General features: G+C 74.7%; 15 protein-coding genes. 9 read left to right on the top strand and 6 right to left on the bottom strand.

Annotation, left to right across the window (positions count from 1 at the left end; translation table 11 throughout):
- Nucleotides 1–3: 3 nt before the first annotated feature.
- Complete coding sequence (deoC, locus tag ACI79T_RS15205; protein ID WP_456610913.1) at nucleotides 4–999, bottom strand: deoxyribose-phosphate aldolase; 996 nt, start codon at nucleotides 997–999, stop codon at nucleotides 4–6.
- Nucleotides 1,000–1,311: 312 nt separating this feature from the next.
- On the opposite strand from deoC, the gene upp reads away from it, so the two are divergent.
- Nucleotides 1,312–1,935 (top strand): uracil phosphoribosyltransferase, encoded by a 624-nt coding sequence (upp, locus tag ACI79T_RS15210; protein ID WP_456610914.1) that lies wholly within the window; start codon nucleotides 1,312–1,314, stop codon nucleotides 1,933–1,935.
- Between the two features lie 2 nt (nucleotides 1,936–1,937).
- The gene (locus ACI79T_RS15215) at nucleotides 1,938–2,828 is read left to right on the top strand and encodes a Gfo/Idh/MocA family protein (RefSeq protein ID WP_456610915.1); all 891 of its coding nucleotides are present in this window, start codon (nucleotides 1,938–1,940) and stop codon (nucleotides 2,826–2,828) included.
- A gap of 7 nt (nucleotides 2,829–2,835) precedes the next feature.
- On the opposite strand, the gene ACI79T_RS15220 is transcribed toward ACI79T_RS15215, so the two are convergent.
- The 4 genes from ACI79T_RS15220 to ACI79T_RS15235 form a co-directional block, all read right to left on the bottom strand.
- On the bottom strand, nucleotides 2,836–3,402 hold the full coding sequence (locus ACI79T_RS15220; protein ID WP_456610916.1) for a dihydrofolate reductase family protein: 567 nt from the start codon (nucleotides 3,400–3,402) through the stop codon (nucleotides 2,836–2,838).
- Nucleotides 3,403–3,476: 74 nt separating this feature from the next.
- The gene (locus tag ACI79T_RS15225; protein ID WP_456610917.1) at nucleotides 3,477–5,108 is read right to left on the bottom strand and encodes a phospho-sugar mutase; all 1,632 of its coding nucleotides are present in this window, start codon (nucleotides 5,106–5,108) and stop codon (nucleotides 3,477–3,479) included.
- On the bottom strand, nucleotides 5,105–5,938 hold the full coding sequence (locus ACI79T_RS15230; RefSeq protein ID WP_456610918.1) for an NAD-dependent epimerase/dehydratase family protein: 834 nt from the start codon (nucleotides 5,936–5,938) through the stop codon (nucleotides 5,105–5,107). Before ACI79T_RS15230 ends, ACI79T_RS15225 begins: the two co-directional genes overlap by 4 nt.
- Nucleotides 5,935–6,744, bottom strand: coding sequence for a purine-nucleoside phosphorylase (locus ACI79T_RS15235; RefSeq protein ID WP_456610919.1), 810 nt, complete (start codon nucleotides 6,742–6,744; stop codon nucleotides 5,935–5,937). The genes ACI79T_RS15230 and ACI79T_RS15235 overlap by 4 nt, the downstream gene beginning before the upstream one ends.
- Before the next feature lie 154 nt (nucleotides 6,745–6,898).
- Here ACI79T_RS15235 and ACI79T_RS15240 point away from each other — a divergent pair, with 154 nt between their 5' ends.
- The 7 genes from ACI79T_RS15240 to meaB all read left to right on the top strand — a co-directional run bounded on the left by ACI79T_RS15240 (nucleotide 6,899) and on the right by meaB (nucleotide 16,612).
- Nucleotides 6,899–8,524 carry a methyltransferase domain-containing protein gene (locus tag ACI79T_RS15240; protein ID WP_456610920.1) on the top strand — a complete coding sequence of 542 codons (1,626 nt, stop codon included), beginning with the start codon at nucleotides 6,899–6,901 and terminating at the stop codon, nucleotides 8,522–8,524.
- Nucleotides 8,521–8,904: a DUF6752 domain-containing protein gene (locus ACI79T_RS15245; protein WP_456610921.1), complete on the top strand. Its 384-nt coding sequence runs from the start codon at nucleotides 8,521–8,523 to the stop codon at nucleotides 8,902–8,904. Before ACI79T_RS15240 ends, ACI79T_RS15245 begins: the two co-directional genes overlap by 4 nt.
- A 77-nt stretch (nucleotides 8,905–8,981) precedes the next feature.
- Complete coding sequence (locus ACI79T_RS15250) at nucleotides 8,982–10,190, top strand: glutamate--cysteine ligase (protein WP_456610922.1); 1,209 nt, start codon at nucleotides 8,982–8,984, stop codon at nucleotides 10,188–10,190.
- Nucleotides 10,187–11,476 carry an amidohydrolase gene (locus tag ACI79T_RS15255; protein ID WP_456610923.1) on the top strand — a complete coding sequence of 430 codons (1,290 nt, stop codon included), beginning with the start codon at nucleotides 10,187–10,189 and terminating at the stop codon, nucleotides 11,474–11,476. Before ACI79T_RS15250 ends, ACI79T_RS15255 begins: the two co-directional genes overlap by 4 nt.
- The gene (locus ACI79T_RS15260) at nucleotides 11,473–13,419 is read left to right on the top strand and encodes a methylmalonyl-CoA mutase subunit beta (RefSeq protein WP_456610924.1); all 1,947 of its coding nucleotides are present in this window, start codon (nucleotides 11,473–11,475) and stop codon (nucleotides 13,417–13,419) included. The genes ACI79T_RS15255 and ACI79T_RS15260 overlap by 4 nt, the downstream gene beginning before the upstream one ends.
- Entirely contained in the window at nucleotides 13,416–15,623 is a 2,208-nt protein-coding gene (gene scpA / locus ACI79T_RS15265) for a methylmalonyl-CoA mutase (protein ID WP_456610925.1), read from the top strand. Before ACI79T_RS15260 ends, scpA begins: the two co-directional genes overlap by 4 nt.
- Nucleotides 15,624–15,625: 2 nt before the next feature.
- Nucleotides 15,626–16,612, top strand: a complete 987-nt coding sequence (gene meaB, locus ACI79T_RS15270) for a methylmalonyl Co-A mutase-associated GTPase MeaB (protein WP_456610926.1) — start codon at nucleotides 15,626–15,628, stop codon at nucleotides 16,610–16,612.
- A 9-nt stretch (nucleotides 16,613–16,621) separates the two neighbouring features.
- Here meaB and ACI79T_RS15275 read toward each other — a convergent pair whose 3' ends face one another.
- Entirely contained in the window at nucleotides 16,622–17,080 is a 459-nt protein-coding gene (locus ACI79T_RS15275) for a gamma-glutamylcyclotransferase (protein WP_456610927.1), read from the bottom strand.
- Nucleotides 17,081–17,116: the final 36 nt, after the last annotated feature.

Raw genomic sequence — 17,116 nt, forward strand, 5'->3', positions numbered from 1 at the left:
CTGTCAGTCCACCGTGACGTAGTCGGGGCCGGAGTAGTGGCCGGTGCGCAGCTTCTGCCGCTGCAGGAGGAGGTCGTTGAGCAGGCTGGAGGCGCCGAAGCGGAACCAGTCGGGGTCCAGCCAGTCGGGGCCGGCGGTCTCGTTGATCAGCACCAGGTGCTTGATCGCGTCCTTCGTCGTCCGGATGCCGCCGGCCGGCTTGAAGCCGACCTGGCGGCCGGTGGCGGCGCGGAAGTCGCGGACCGCCTCCAGCATCACCAGCCCGACCGGGAGGGTGGCGGCGGGGCTCACCTTGCCGGTCGAGGTCTTGATGAAGTCGCCACCGGCGAGCATCGCGATCCAGCTGGCCCGGCGGACGTTGTCGAGGGTGACCAGCTCCCCGGTCTCCAGGATCACCTTGAGGTGCGCGTCCCCGCACGCCTCCTTCACCGCGACGATCTCCTCGTAGACGTCGAGGTAGCGGCCGGTGAGGAAGGCGCCCCGGTCGATGACCATGTCGATCTCGTCGGCGCCGTTGGCCACGGCGTCCCGCACGTCGGCGATCTTCACCGCGCGGCTGGCGCGGCCGCTCGGGAAGGCGGTGGCGACGGCGGCGACGTGGATGCCGCTGTCGCCGAGGGCCTCCCGGGCCACGCCGGCGAGGTCGCCGTAGACGCAGACCGCGGCGACCTGGGGCGTCGTAGGGTCGGACGGGTCGGGCCGCCGGGCCTTCGCGGCCAGGCTGCGGACCTTGCCGGGGGTGTCGGCGCCCTCGAGGGTGGTGAGGTCGACCATCGAGATCGCGGTGTCGATGGCCCAGGCCTTCGACGTCGTCTTGATCGAGCGGGTGCCCAGCTGCGCCACCCGGGCCTCGGCGCCGACCTGGTCGACGCCGGGCAGGCCGTGGAGGAAGGTGCGGAACGCCGAGTCCGAGCGCGTGACGTCGTCGTAGGGGGGCGTCGGCGCGGCCAGCGCCCGGGCGTCGTCCGACAGCGCGCCGGGATCGAGCACGTGGGTCATGCCGGCCATTCTCCCCTGCGCCGTCCGGACGGCCGACACTGCTCACCCGCGGTGGGGGCGCAGCGCACCGGACGGCGTCCTCCCGGAGTGGGGGAGGGCACCGCACCGCGCCGGGCGTCGTCCCCTCAGCGGACATCCGGGGCGGCGGGATGTCCGCGCCGAGGACACCGCCTCCCGCCGTCGGGAGAGCGCAGCCGGGCCGTCCGCTGCCCGGCGTCGGAGGTGCTACCGCGCCGTCCGGGGCATCGCATCCGGGAGGCAGGTGCGGGCGGGACCCCGCCGTGCCCGGCGACGGCCGATACGGTGTCCGCCGTGCAGCTCACCGTCGTCGACCACCCGCTCGCCCGTGCCCGCCTCACCCGCATGCGGGACGAGCGCACGGACAACGCCATGTTCCGGGCCGCCCTGCGCGAGCTCACCCAGATGCTCGTCTACGAGGCCACCCGCGATCTCGAGGTGGCCGAGGAGAAGATCACCACCCCGGTCACGACGACGACGGGCTACCGGCTGGCCGCCCCCCCGCTGATCGTCCCCGTGCTGCGGGCGGGCCTCGGCATGGCCGACACCGCGCACGGGATGCTGCCCGAGTCGCAGATGGGCTTCGTCGGGCTGGCCCGCAACGAGGAGACCTTCCAGCCCGAGGCCTACATGGCCTCGCTGCCGGAGACGCTGGTCGGGCGCGACGTCTTCGTCCTCGACCCGATGCTGGCCACCGGTGGCTCGCTGGTGCACTGCTGCGAGCTGCTCACCGCCCGCGGCACGACGTCGATCACCGTGCTGTGCGCGCTCGCCGCGCCGGACGGCATCCGCCGGCTGGAGGAGAGCGGCCTGCCGCTGCGGGTGTTCACCGCCAGCATCGACGAGGGCCTCAACGAGAAGGCCTACATCGTCCCGGGGCTGGGCGACGCCGGCGACCGCCAGTTCGGCGCGGTCTGACCATGCGCTTCGGGGTGCTCGGCACCGGTCACTGGGCGGGTGCCGTGCACGCGACCGCGCTCGCCGGCCACCCGTCCGCCGAGCTGGTGGGCGTGTGGGGGCGCGACGTCGCCAAGGCGAAGGCGCTGGGTGCCGAGTTCGACGTCCCCGGCTACGCCGACGTGACGGCCCTGCTGGCCGACGTCGACGCCGTCGCGATCGCCCTCCCGCCCGACGTCCAGGCGCCGCTCGCGGTGCAGGCGGCCGAGGCCGGCAAGCACCTGCTCCTGGAGAAGCCGATCGCCCTCGACGTCGCCGGGGCCGACCGCGTGGTCGACGCGGTGCGGAGCTCCGGCGTCGCGTCGGTCGTGTTCTTCACCTTCCGCTTCCAGGCGGCGACGTCGACCTGGCTGACGCAGGCCGCGCGCACCCGGCTGGCCGGCGGTGCCGGGTCGTGGCTGTCCTCCCTGGCCGGGACGCCGTTCGCCGGTTCTTCCTGGCGGCAGGAGCGCGGCGCGCTCTGGGACATCGGCCCGCACGCGCTCTCGGTGCTGCTGCCGGCGCTGGGACCGGTGGTGGCGGTGCAGGCCGGCGCCGGGCTCCGGGACACCGTGCACCTGGTGCTCACCCACGAGTCGGGCACCGCCTCGACGGTCACGCTGTCGCACACGGTCGCCCCCATGTCGACCGGCATCGAGTTCTACGTGCACGGCGACGCCGGCCGGCTGGTGCTGCTGCCCGACGTCGACGCCCCGGTCGAGGCGTTCCGCGTGGCGGTGGACGAACTCGGCGCCGCGGCGGTCGCCGGGGGCACCCACCCCTGCGACGTCGGCTTCGGCCGGGACGTCGTCGCCGTCCTGGCGACGGCGGCCCGCGCGCTGGAGTCCGGCTGCCGGGAGCCGGTCGCGGGCTGACCGCTGCTCAGGGGCGCCGGACGGCGTAGCGCAGCAGGACGACGCCGTTGCCGAACTGCCGGGTCTCCACCAGATCCAGGTCGGTCGGGGAGTCCGCCGTCTCGAACAGCCGTCGCCCGCGGCCGAGGACCACCGGCATGACGTAGAGGCGGTACTCGTCGATCAGGTCCAGGCGCCGGAAGGTCTCGACCACGTCGGCGCCGCCGAGCGTCATGTCACCGCCCGGCTGCTGCTTCAGCGCGCGCATCTCGTCGGCATCCACCTCGGAGCGGACCGTCGCGTTCGGGCCGGGCTGCCGCAACGTGCGGGAGAAGACGATCTTCGGCACGGACCGCCAGATGCCGGCGAACTCCTTCGTGGTCGGCGGGTTGTCCGGGTCCTGGTCGGCGGTGGGCCAGTACGACTCCATCAGCTCGTAGGTGACCCGGCCCTCGAGGAACGTGCTCATCGTCGCGAGGTGCTGGTTGAAGTGGGCGTGCAGCTCCTCGTCCACGAGATGCCAGCTGATGTCGCGGTCCGGGCCCTCGAAGAACCCGTCCAGCGACAGCCCCATCTGCACGACGATCCTGCGCATCGTTCCTCCTGGCCTCGCGCCGACGTCGACAGCTCCGACCGGGGGAGGCCGCCGAACTCATCGGTGGGGGCCGGTCAGATCCCCAGGGCCGCGGACATCTCCGTGCGCAGCTGGTCGAGCTCGTCGGCCCCGCGTCCGCGGGCGGCGATCAGGCCGGCGTCGTCGTGCACCGGGACGACGGTCTCCAGGTAGGCCTTCAGCTTCGGCTCGGTGCCGCTGGGCCGCACGATCACCCGCACCCCGTCACCGAGCAGCCGGACGGCGTCCACCGGCGGCGTCCCGTGCGCCAGGTCGGCGAACTCCACCGGCCGGCCGAGCAGCGCGGCCGGGGGTGCCGACCGCAGCCGGGCCATGGCGCCGGAGATGACCGAGAGGTCCTCCACCCGCACCGACAGCTGCCCGGTGACGAAGAGCCCGTGCTCGTCCGCCAGCTCGTCGAGCCGGTCCAGCAGGGTGCGCCCGTCGGCCTTGAGCTCGGCCGCCAGCAGCGCCACCGCGAGGGCGGCCGAGATGCCGTCCTTGTCCCGGACGACGTCCGGCGCCACCGAGTAGCCCAGCGCCTCCTCGTAGCCGTACACCAGGGGAGCCGACTCCGACCCGGCCCGCATGATCCACTTGAAGCCGGTCGGGGTCTCCTCCGACGGCGCCCCCGAGGCCTCGGCGATCGCGTGCATCAGCGAGCCGCTGACCAGCGACGACGCGTACGTCCCGCGCACGCCGCGGCGCAGCAGCCAGTCGGCCAGCAGCGCGCCCACCTCGTCACCGGTGAGCTGCCGGCCGCCGCACACGACGGAGCAGCGGTCGGCGTCGGGGTCCTCGGCGATCGCCACGTCGGCGCCCACCCGCTCGGCCAGGGCGACCAGCAGGTCGACCGCGCCGGGCTCCTCCGGGTTCGGGAAGGAGACCGTCGGGAACGCCGGGTCGGGCGCGTCCTGCTCGGGCACGCAGGCCGGCTCCGCGAACCCCGCGGCGGCGAACACCAGCCGGGTCGTCGAGGCGCCCACCCCGTGCAGAGCGGTGTAGGCCACCGTCAGCGCGGCGCGGTCGGCGGCCGGGACCCGCTCGGGGTCCAGCGCCTGCACCACCGCGGTCACGTACTCGGTGAGGATGTCGTCACCCAGGATCCCGTGGCCGCCGGTGAGCGGGATCTCCCGCGCCGGGCCGACGGCGTCGATGGCCGCCTCGATCGCCCGGTCGGCCGGTGGGACGAGCTGCGCCCCCTGCTCCAGGTAGAGCTTGTAGCCGTTGTCGTCCGGCGGGTTGTGGCTCGCGGTGACCATCACCCCGGCCACCGCGCCGAGGTGCCGGACGGCGAAGGCCAGCACCGGGGTGGGCAGCGGCCGCGCCATCAGCTGCACGGCGAAGCCGAGCCCGGAGAACACCTGGGCGGAGAGCGTGGCGAACTCGTCGGACCGCCGCCGTGCGTCGAACCCGATGACGACGGTCCCGCCGCCGTGCCCGGTGTCCAGCAGGTGCCGGCCCACCCCTGCCGCGGCGCGGAGCACCACCGCGGCGTTCATCCCGGCCGGCCCCGCGCGCAGCGGTCCGCGCAGCCCCGCCGTCCCGAAGGTCAGCGGTCCGGCGAAGCGGCGACCGAGCTCGGCCCGGTCGCCCGCCTCGATCAGCGCCTCGATCTCGGCGCGGTCGCCCGCGTGCGGATCGGCGTCGGCCCAGGCCCGGGCGGTGGCGAGCAGGTCGTCGGTCATGCCGGGAAGTTCTCCGCGTCGAACTCAGACGTCGTGTACTCGCCGCCCACGCGGCGGTGCACCGGGTCGGTCAGGTCGGGCTCGCCGTGGACCTCGATCAGCGCGCCGGCGTACCGCTCGGCGTCGTCGGTGGACCGGTACCCCAGCGCCTCGGCGGCCGAGAGGTCCCACCAGCGGCGGGTGTTGCCGGAGACGCCCCACACCACCGAGAAGCCGGGGGACGGGGCGGAGAGCGCGGCGTCGACCAGCGACACGGTGTCGGCGGGGGAGAGCCAGGTGGACAGCTGTCGGGTGGTCGTCGGCTCGGCGAAGGCGCTGCCGATCCGCAGGCAGACGACGTCGAGGCCGTACCGGTCGACGTACAGCGAGCCGAGGGCCTCCATGGCCACCTTCGAGACGCCGTAGTAGGTGTCCGGCCGCGGCGGTGCGTCGGCCTCGCGCAGCATCCCGTCGGCGGGCCGCTCGGTGTAGCCGGAGGCGTGGTTGCTGCTGGCCAGGACCACGCGGGGGACGCCGGCCAGCCGGGCGGCCTCGAGCGCGCAGTAGGTACCCTCGATGTTGGCGTGCGAGATCGCCGCCCACGTCGACTCGCCGGAGATGCCGGCCAGGTGGACGACGGCCGAGGCGCCCCGGGTGGCCTCGGTCATCGCCGCCAGGTCGGTGACGTCGGCGACGAGGTGCTCCTCGCCCGGGCGCGGCTCGGGCACCGGCACGACGTCCAGCGAGCGCACCGCCCAGCCGCGTTCGGGCAGCCCGGCCCGGAGCACCGTGCCGATCCGGCCGGCGGCGCCGGTGACGAGGACGGGGCCGCCGTCGCCCTGTCCGCTCACGGCAGCCGCCCGATGAGCTCGACCAGGAACTCCCCGAGCCGGCCCGCGGCCGCCCGGCCCGCGGTGATGACCTCGTCGGCGTCCAGCTTCTCGCCGGTGACCCCGGCAGCGGCGTTGGTGACCAGCGAGAGCCCGAAGACCTCCAGGCCGGCGGCGTGCGCGGCGATCGCCTCGAGTGCGGTCGACATGCCCACGAGGTCGGCGCCCAGCGTGCGGAGCATCCGGATCTCGGCCGGGGTCTCGTAGTGCGGCCCGGGCAGTGCCGCGTAGACGCCCTCGCTCAGGCCCGGGTCGAGCTCGCGGGCCAGCGTGCGCAGCCGTGCGGAGTAGAGGTCGGTGAGGTCGACGAAGTGCGCGCCCACCAGCGGCGACCGCGCCGTGAGGTTCAGGTGGTCGGAGATGATCACCGCCTGGCCGACCTGGTGCTCCGGGGCGAGCCCGCCGGCGGCGTTGGTGAGGATCACCGTCTTCACCCCGGCGGCGGCGGCGGTGCGCACGCCGTGCACGACCGGCTCCACACCGCGGCCCTCGTAGTAGTGGGTGCGGCCCAGGAAGAGCAGGACCTTGCGGTCGCCCACCCGCACCGAGCGGACCTGACCGCCGTGCCCCACCGCGGTCGGCGCCGCGAAGCCCGGGAGGTCGCCGATCGCCACGGCGGCGTCCGCCTCGCCGAAGGCGTCGGCTGCGGGCGCCCAGCCCGAGCCCATGACGACGGCCACGTCGTGCGGTCCGCCGACGGCGCGGACCAGCTCCTCGGCGGCGAGGGTGGCGAGGGTCTGCGGGTCGTTCCCGGGGGGCTGGCTCACGCAGGGACGCTAACGCAGATGCCTCCGGACGACGCCGTCGCGATACCACCGGCCCCGCCCGGGGCGCTGACCTGCGCATCCGGTCGGCGGGGCCGGACACCGCCCTCGGTTAGCGTGCACCGGGGAGTTCCGCAGCGACGACGATCGGGGAGGTATGGACGACCTGGAGCTGATCGCGACCGAGCAGGGCGTCACGTACCTCGTGCGCGGCCCCGAGGACCACGGCCGGATCCTGGACCTCGAGATCGACGGGCGACGGGTGTGGTCCTTCCCCGTGGCCGACGACCCCGCCCCACCGGAGGAGCGACCTCCCGGTGTGCCGGCCGACCGGGCCCGGTTCCAGGCCTGGCCACCGAGCCTCAAGGAGCAGCTGAGCGGCCGGTTCGAGGTCGGTGTCCGGTCCACCGACGGGATGCCGGCGCCGATCGAGGCCACGACCGAGGTCCGGCTGGGCGACGGCGACGGGCCCGTGCAGCTGACCGACGAGCACGGCCGGCCCTACGTCGTCAACAAGTGGGGCCGTCTCGGGCACGCCTTCGCCGACGCCCACCCCGACCTGGTGGAGCGGCTCCTCGACAACATGCAGGGCATCCGCCGCCTGCTGCAGGACCGCCTGGGCGACCGGGTGTTCGTCTCCGGGGGGACCCTGCTGGGCCCCGTGCGCAGCGGTGGCTCGCTCATCGAGCACGACGACGACGCGGACCTCGGCTACGTGAGCCGGCACGACCACCCGGCCGACATCGCACGGGAGGGCTTCGAGCTGGGCCGGCTGCTGCGGGCAGCCGGCTACCAGGTGGTCCGGCTGTCGGCCGGGCACCTCCAGATCCACTTCGACGACGACGGGGTGCCGGACCACCACGTCGACGTCTTCACCGGCTTCCTCGCCGGGGGCTGGTGGTACCAGGTCTTCAACATCCGTGCGCGAGCCGACGAGCAGGACCTGCTCCCTCCGCGCCCGGTGCTCGTCGAGGGCCGGCAGGAGCCGGCGCCGCGGCGGCCGGAGGTGAAGCTCGAGGCCCTCTACGGCTCCGGATGGCGGGTGCCGGACCCGTCGTTCACCTTCTCCCTGCCCCCGTCCACGGCGGACCGGTTCCACGGATGGTTCGCCGACTACAACGTCGACCGCGAGCAGTGGGACGACGACTACCTGCTGCGGCGATCCGGGCCGGAGCAGCCGGAGGAGGCCGCGCCGTCGCCGTTCGTGGCCTGGGCCGCCGCGCAGTCCCCGCCGGGGTCGCCGGTGCTGGAGCTGGGGTGCGGTACCGGCGCGGACGCGCGCGCCCTCGCCGCGGCCGGTCGCACCGTGCACGCCGTCGACTACTCACGGCGGGCCATCGCGCTCGCCTCCGCCGCCCGGCCACGGCAGGGCGGCCACCCGGCCTTCCGGGTGCTCAACCTGCTCGACCTGCGGCTGGTCCTCCGGCTGGGTGCCGAGCTCGCTGCCCAGGGCGCCGGCTGGACCCTCCTCGGGCGGCAGCTGCTCGACGCGCTCGAGGACCGGGGCCGGGACAACGTCTTCCGGCTGTGCGCCATGCTGCTGCGCGACGGCGGCGCGGCGTACTTCGACGTCGTGGCCGACCCGGAGGTCCCCGCCGACCGGCCGGGCGGACCGCTCACCGTGGCCGGCCTGCGCCGGGAGGCCGGCCGGCACCGTCTGGAGGTGGTCGCGGTGGACGAGGCGAGCGAGCAGGTGGTGCGGCTCGGCGACCCGGAGCCCCGGCTCGTCCGGACGGCACGTCTCACGGTCCGCAGGGCACCGGAACGAAGGAGGTCGGCATGATCCGCGGCTGGTTGGTGCGAGGCCCGGTACGGGCACTCCGCCGCGTCCTGGCGCCGGCCTCCCTCGAGCTGGCGGGCGAACTGCCCGGGCTCCGCGCGGAGCTGGGCCGGCTGACCGCCGAGAACGCCGGCCTCCGCGAGGCGCTGGACGACGCACGCCAGGCGCTGGACGACGCGCGCGAGACGCTGCGCCGGGTCGAGGAGCGCGTGGCCCTGGGGGAGCAGCGGGACGTGGAGCTGGACGAGGGGCTCCGCGAGGCCCGGCGGCTGAACCTCCGGATCGCCGAGCTGACCGACGTCGTCACCGAGCTCGTGCTCCCCCTGCACCACCGCGAGGTGGATCCCGCCGTCCTCGCGCGGCTGGCACCCGACACGCTGTGACGGCGGGCCGGGCCGGGGACGGTCCCGGTCCGGGGGCCGTCGCCCGGTGGGGGACGGTGATCGAACCTAGACTCCCGATGGTGGAGATCCCCTTCCGTAGCTCGGAGCGCGCCAGCCTCGGTGTGGAGTGGGAGCTGCAGCTCGTCGACCGGGAGACCCGCGAACTCTCGCCCGGCGCCGTGGAGATCCTCGAGGCGCTCCGGCCCGAGGGCGCCGAGGAGCACCCCAAGGCCAAGCACGAGCTGCTGCAGTCGACCGTCGAGATCATCACCGGCGTCTGCACCACGGTGAGCGAGGCGAAGGCCGACCTGGCGGGCACGCTCGCCGACGTCGTGGCGCAGGCCGACCGGCGCGGCCTCGGCGTGCTGTGCGCCGGCACGCACCCGTTCACCGACTGGCAGACCCAGGAGATCTCGCCCAAGGAGCGCTACCAGGACCTGGTCGAGCGGATGCAGTGGCTGGCCCGGCGGATGCAGATCTTCGGCGTCCACGTGCACGTCGGCGTCCGGGCTCCGGAGAAGGTCATCCCGATCGTCAACGCGCTGTGCCAGTACGTGCCGCACTTCCTGGCGCTGTCGTCGTCCTCGCCGTTCTGGGTCGGCTGCGACACCGGGCTGGCGTCGGCCCGCACCAAGGTCTTCGAGGGCATGCCCACGGCCGGGCTGCCCTTCCAGCTCGCCGACTGGGACGAGTTCGAGGAGTACATGGAGACGCTGATCTCCACGAAGAGCATCGAGAGCGTCCGGGAGGTGTGGTGGGACATCCGCCCGCACCCCGACTTCGGCACCGTGGAGCTCCGGATCTGCGACGGGCTGCCGACCCTCGACGAGGTGGGTGCGGTCGCCGCCCTCGCACAGTGCCTGGTCGAGCAGTTCGACACCCAGCTCGACCGGGGCTACACCCTGCCCCGGCCCGAGGAGTGGGTGGTCCGGGAGAACAAGTGGCGGGCGGCCCGCTACGGGTTGGACGCCGAGATCATCGTCGACGAGCACTTCGCCGTCCGGCCGGTGCGCGAGGCGATCGCCGAGCTGGTGGAGGAGCTCATGCCCACCGCCAGGCGGCTGTCCTGCGAGGAGGAGCTGACCGACGTGCTGCGCGTCCTGGAGGTCGGCGCCTCCTACCAGCGGCAGCGGGCGGTGGCCCTGGAGCACGACGGTGCGCTCGCGCCCGTCGTCGACGGCCTGCTGGCCGAGCTGCGCGACGGCCTCCCGGCGACCGGCCCCGCGGGACACCCCGACGGCCCGGTGCCCGGGCCGGCCGAGTGCGCGGGCGGGCACGCCGCATGACCCCCGTCGTCGAGAAGCTGGCCACGGCCGTCGACGACTGGGTCGGGACCCACCACCCCGAGCTCGTGTCGGTCCGGCGGCACCTGCACGCCCACCCGGAGCTCGCCTTCGCCGAGTTCGAGACGACGTCGTTCATCGAGCAGCGGCTGCGCGCGGCCGGGCTGCGCCCGCGCCGGCTGCCGACCGGCACCGGCCTGGTCTGCGAGGTCGGCGCCGGTGACGGACCGGTCGTCGTGCTGCGCGCCGACATCGACGCCCTGCCGCTCGCCGACCTGAAGGACGTGCCGTACGCCTCCACCCGCGAGGGGCTCTGCCACGCCTGCGGGCACGACGTGCACACCACCGTCGTGCTGGGCGTCGCGCTGGCGCTCGCCGAGCTCGACGGCATCCCGGGCCGGGTGCGCTGCGTCTTCCAGCCCGCCGAGGAGACGGTGCCCGGCGGGGCCACCGAGGTGGTCGCCTCCGGGGTCCTCGACGGCGCCTCGCGCGCCTTCGCCCTGCACTGCGACCCGTCGGTGCCGGCCGGGAAGGTCGGGCTGCGCACCGGCCCGATCACCGCCGCGTGCGACCGCATGGACGTCACCCTCACCGGTCCTGGCGGGCACACCGCCCGGCCGCAGCTCACCGTCGACCTGGTCGACGCCCTCGGCCGGCTGATCACCGACCTGCCCTCGCTGCTGTCGCGGCAGGTGGATCCCCGCGTCGGGATGTCGCTGGTCTGGGGCGCGGTCAACGCCGGGGTGGCCGCCAACGCGATCCCGCAGCGCGGCACGCTGCGCGGCACGGTGCGGGTGCTCGACCGCGACGCGTGGAAGGGCGCCGAGGAGCTGCTGCGCTCGCTGGTGGAGCGGGTGGCCGCGACGACGGGCGCGGAGGTCGGCGTCGACTACATCCGCGGCGTGCCGCCCGTGGTCAACGATCCCCGCTCCGTGGCGCTCCTGCGGTCGGCCGCGCTCGGCAGTGTCGGGGCGGAGCACCTGGTCCTCTCGCCGCAGAGCATGGGCGGGGAGGACTTCGGCTGGTTCGCCGACGTCATGCCGATCGCGCTGGCCCGGCTGGGCACCCACGGGGGCGGCGCCCCCTACGACCTGCACCGGGGCACCTTCGACGTCGACGAGCGGGCGATCGGCGTCGGCGTGCGGCTGCTGGCGCGCACCGCGCTGCTCGCGCTGGAGGCCGACGCGGAGGCGTCCCCGACCGGCCCGCAGCCACCCCCTCGCACGCGCCGACCGGCGCCCGGAGACACTTCAGCCCGACCCTCTGGGGAGGAGACCCACCGACGATGAGTTCCACCGGACAGCAGGCTCCCGCGGCGGCCGACGCCGAGGTGCCGGCCGAGCACGAGGTGCCCGAGGCCCTGGCGCTCGCGGGCGAGTTCGACGCGGTGACCCGCGACCAGTGGCGGGAACTGGTCGCCGGCGTGCTGCGCAAGGCCGGCCGCGAGGACCTCCCCGACCCGGTCGAGGACGCGCTGCGCCGCCCGGTGGCCCCCGGCGTGACCGTCGCCCCGCTGTACACCGCCGAGGACGCCGGCGACCTCCCGGCCGCGGTCGGGCAGCCCGGCCTCCCGCCCTTCGTGCGCGGTTCCCGCCCGTCCGGCGGCCCGGCCGGATCGGCCGAGGTCACGGCCGCCGGTGGGGCCGACGGTGGCGCCCCCGGCGGGTGGGACATCCGCCAGCGGCACGCGCACCCCGACGTCGCCGTCACCAAGGAGGCGATCGCCGCCGACCTGGAGAACGGCGTCACCTCGCTGTGGCTGGTGGTCGGCGACGGCGCGATCCCGGTCGACTCCCTCCGCGACGTCCTCGCCGACGTCTACCTCGACCTGGCGCCGGTGACCGTCCAGGGCGTCGGCCCGGGCGCGGGCGTCGAGGCGGCCGAGGGGTTCCTCGCGCTCGTCGACGGGCGCACCGACCTCGCCCCCGGCGGTTCGCTGGGCCTGGACCCGCTCGGCGTCCAGGCCGCCACCGGCGAGGAGCAGGACCTCGCCGGGCTGGCCGACGTCGCCCGCCGCGCCGCCGCCCATCCCGGCCTGCGCACCGTCGTCGTCGACGGCACGGTCTTCGCCGACGCCGGGGCCTCCGTGGTCGAGGAGCTCGGCTGCTCGCTGGCCGCCGGGGTGGCCTACCTCCGGGCGCTGACCGATGGCGGGATGGGCGTCGACGAGGCGGTCGCCGCCCTGGAGTTCCGCTACTCCGCCTCCGCCGACCAGTTCACGACCATCGCCGCGCTGCGCGCCGCCCGCCGGCTGTGGGACCGCGTCGGCGAGGTCAGCGGCGCGTCGGCGGAGCTGCGCGGCCAGCACCAGCACGCGGTCACCTCGTCGGTGATGACGACCAGGCGCGATCCGTGGGTGAACATGCTGCGCACCACCGTGGCCTGCTTCGCCGCCGGCGTCGGCGGTGCGGACACCGTCACGGTGCAGCCGTTCGACGCCGCGCTGGGCCTGCCCGACGCCTTCTCCCGCCGGATCGCCCGCAACACCCAGAGCCTGCTGGTGGAGGAGGGGCACCTCGCCCGTGTCCTCGACCCGGCCGGCGGCTCCTGGTACGTCGAGTCGCTGACCGACGAGCTGGCCCGCGCGGCCTGGGAGTGGTTCACCGAGATCGAGCGGGCCGGCGGGTTGTCCGCCGCCCTGACCTCGGGCCTGGTGCGGGACCGGATCGGTCAGGCCTGGGACGCCCGCGCGAAGCGGCTGGCCACCCGTGCCGACCCGCTCACCGGCGTCAGCGAGTTCCCCAACCTCGCCGAGAAGCTGCCCGAGCGGCAGCCGGCGGCGGAGGTCCTGCCGGCCACCGGCGGACTGCCGCGCGTGCGGGCCGCGCAGGAGTTCGAGGCGCTCCGCGACGCCGCCGACGCGGTGGGGGAGCGGCCCGCCGTCTACCTCGCCACGATCGGCCCGATCGCGCGGCACACGGCCCGGGCAACCTTCGCCGGCAACCTGTTCCAGGCCGGCGGGCTGGCCACGCCGGCCGACGACGCGGCGAGCGGGTTCCCGGCGGCGGGCACGACGGTGGCCTGCATCTGCGGCACCGACAAGGACTACGCGTCCGGGGCCGCCGCGCTCGCGGCGGAGCTCAGGGCCGCCGGCGCCACGCAGGTGTGGCTGGCCGGGAAGCCGGACCTCGCCGTGGACGGGGTCGACGGATACGTCTTCGCCGGGTGCGACGCCCTCGCGGCGCTGCGCACGGTGCACGCCGAGCTGGGTCTCGAAGGAGTGCAGGCATGAGCGCGATCCCCGACTTCGGTTCCGTCGAGCTGGGCCGCCCGGCCGCGTCGGCCTCGGCGGACGACTGGGCCAAGGCGTTCGAGGAGGCGACCGGCCGCAGCGTGGCGGAGGCGACCTGGGAGACTCCCGAGGGCATCGCCGTCCCGCCGCTGTACGCGCCGGCCGACCTGCAGGACCTGGACTTCCTGGAGACCCTGCCCGGGCTGCCGCCGTTCCTGCGCGGCCCCTACCCGACGATGTACACCACGCAGCCGTGGACGGTCCGTCAGTACGCGGGCTTCTCCACCGCCGCGGAGTCGAACGCCTTCTACCGGCGCAACCTCGCCGCCGGGCAGAAGGGGCTGTCGATCGCCTTCGACCTGCCCACCCACCGCGGCTACGACTCCGACCACCCGCGGGTGCCCGGCGACGTCGGCATGGCGGGCGTCGCCATCGACTCGATCCTGGACATGCGGCAGCTGTTCGACGGCATCCCGCTGGACCGGATGAGCGTCTCGATGACGATGAACGGCGCGGTGCTGCCGGTGCTCGCGCTCTACATCGTCGCGGCCGAGGAGCAGGGGGTGGCGCCGGAGCAGCTGACCGGCACCATCCAGAACGACATCCTCAAAGAGTTCATGGTGCGGAACACCTACATCTACCCGCCCAAGCCCTCGATGCAGATCATCAGCGACATCTTCAGCTTCACCTCGCAGCGGATGCCGAAGTTCAACTCCATCTCGATCTCCGGCTACCACATCCAGGAGGCCGGGGCGACGGCCGACCTGGAGCTGGCGTACACGCTGGCCGACGGCGTCGAGTACCTGAAGGCCGGTCAGGCCGCCGGGATGGACGTCGACGCGTTCGCGCCCCGCCTGAGCTTCTTCTGGGCCATCGGCATGAACTTCTTCATGGAGGTGGCGAAGCTCCGGGCCGGCCGCCTGCTGTGGGCCAAGCTGGTGAAGGAGGCCGGTGCGCAGAACCCGAAGTCGCTGTCGCTGCGCACCCACTCGCAGACCTCCGGCTGGTCGCTGACCGCGCAGGACGTCTACAACAACGTCGTCCGCACCTGCCTGGAGGCGATGGCCGCGACCCAGGGGCACACCCAGTCGCTGCACACCAACGCCCTCGACGAGGCGCTCGCGCTGCCCACCGACTTCTCCGCGCGGATCGCCCGCAACACCCAGCTGATGCTGCAGCAGGAGTCGGGCACCACCCGCGTCGTCGACCCGTGGGGCGGCTCGGCCTACGTCGAGAAGCTGACCTACGACCTGGCCCGCCGCGCCTGGGCGCACATCCAGGAGGTCGCCGAGCACGGCGGCATGGCGCAGGCCATCGACGACGGCATCCCGAAGCTGCGCATCGAGGAGGCCGCGGCCCGCACCCAGGCGCGGATCGACTCCGGCCGCCAGCCGGTCATCGGGGTGAACAAGTACCGGGTCGACGCCGACGAGGCCATCGAGGTGCTCAAGGTCGACAACGCCGACGTGCTCGCCCAGCAGAAGGCCAAGCTGGAGCAGCTGCGGGCCGACCGGGACGGCCGTGCGGTGACCGAGGCGCTGGGCCGGCTCACCGACGCCGCCCGCGCCGCCGCCGAGGGGCGCCGCGGCAACGACCTCGACGCCAACCTGCTGAAGCTCGCCGTCGACGCCGCGCGGGCCAAGGCGACCGTCGGGGAGATCTCCGACGCCCTCGAGGCCGTCTACGGCCGGCACGCCGGCCAGGTGCGCACCATCTCCGGCGTCTACCGCGACGAGGCAGGAGCTTCCGGGCCCATGGAGGAGACGCGGCGGCTGGCCGAGGAGTTCGCCGAGGCCGAGGGTCGGCGCCCCCGCATCCTGGTGGCCAAGATGGGCCAGGACGGGCACGACCGCGGCCAGAAGGTCATCGCCACCGCCTTCGCCGACCTCGGCTTCGACGTCGACGTCGGCCCGCTGTTCCAGACGCCCGACGAGGTCGCCCGGCAGGCGGTCGAGGCCGACGTGCACGTCGTCGGCGTCTCGTCGCTGGCCGCCGGCCACCTCACGCTGGTGCCGGCGCTGCGCGACGCGCTGGCCGAGCTCGGTGCCGACGACGTGCTGATCGTCGTCGGCGGGGTCATCCCGCCCGACGACGTGCCGACCCTCAAGGAGATGGGCGCCGCCGCGGTCTTCCCGCCCGGCACGGTCATCGCCGAGGCGGCGCAGGAGCTGCTGCGGGAGCTGTCGCAGCGCCTCGGTCACTGAGCATGGCGCGTGAGATCGACGTAGCCGCGCTGGTCGAGGGGGTGCGGGCCGGCGACCGGCGGGTGATGGCGCGCGCCATCACGCTGGTCGAGTCCCGCCGGGCCGACCACCGCGAAAAGGCGCAGGAGCTGCTGGTCGAGCTGCTCCCGCACGCCGGGGGAGCGCGCCGGGTCGGCATCAGCGGGGTGCCCGGCGTCGGGAAGTCGACCTTCATCGACCAGCTCGGGGTGGACCTCACGGCCGGCGGGTCGAAGGTCGCCGTGCTCGCCGTCGACCCGTCGTCGGCCCGGTCGGGCGGCTCGATCCTGGGCGACAAGACCCGCATGGCCCGGCTGGCGGTCGACGAACACGCGTTCATCCGGCCCTCGCCCACCTCCGGCACCCTCGGCGGGGTCGCGCAGGCGACCCGCGAGTCGATGGTCGTCGTCGAGGCGGCCGGCTACGACGTCGTCCTGGTGGAGACCGTCGGCGTCGGCCAGTCGGAGATCACCGTCGCCGAGATGGTGGACTCGTTCCTCTTCCTGACCATCGCGCGCACCGGTGACCAGCTGCAGGGCATCAAGCGCGGCATCCTCGAGATCGCCGACGTCATCGCCGTCAACAAGGCCGACGGGCCGGCCGCCGCCGATGCCCGGAAGGCCGCGCGCGAGCTCTCCTCCGCGATCCGGATGCTGCGCGGGCGCGGGGAGCCGTGGGACGTGCCGGTCCTGACCTGCGCCGGGCTCACCGGCGAGGGGATCGACGAGGTGTGGGCCAAGCTGGTCGAGCACCAGGAGCGGGCGAAGCTCTCCGGGGCCTTCGACGAGCGCCGCCGCGCCCAGCAGGTGCGCTGGACCTGGCAGCTGGTCCGCGACTCCCTCGAGCACTCCCTGCGGGCGCACCCCGGCGTGCGCGCCGCCGTCCCCGACCTGGAGAAGGCGGTGCTGGCCGGCGAGCTCACCCCGGCGCTGGCCGCCCGGCAGATCCTGGACACCTTCCGGACCGCCTGACCCCTCCGGTCAGGGACCGGTGGAGCGGCAGTCGCGGACGCGCAGTTCGCGGACGTAGTCGTCGGGTGCGCCGGCGGACTCGGCGGCGTCGGCGACGGCACCGAGGTGGCGCGCCGAGGGCAGCCCGCCCTCGAAGGCGTCGAGCACGTAGACGTAGGCGACGGCATCCCCGCCGAGGGTGTGCACCCGCAGGTGCACCCGGCGGTAGAGGCCGGAGTCGGCGCCCTCCCACGCGTCCAGGGCCCGCTCGTCGGCCTCGGTCAGGTCGTAGAGCGCCACGAAGACGCCCGGTACGTCGTCACCGGTGGGCACCAGGGTCGGCAGGGCGCCCTCCCAGCCCAGCTCCTCGCCGCCGAACGTGAGCCGCCAGCCGCGGATCCAGCCGGTGCCGGTGTGCGGTGACGACGGGCAGCGGCGCAGCATCTGCGCGGGATCCATGTTCGACCCGTACGCGGCGTAGAGGGCCATCAGGGGCGAGACTAACCGGGGCGCCCGGCAGGCCGG

It is taken from the genome of Blastococcus sp. SYSU DS0619 (assembly GCF_054051035.1).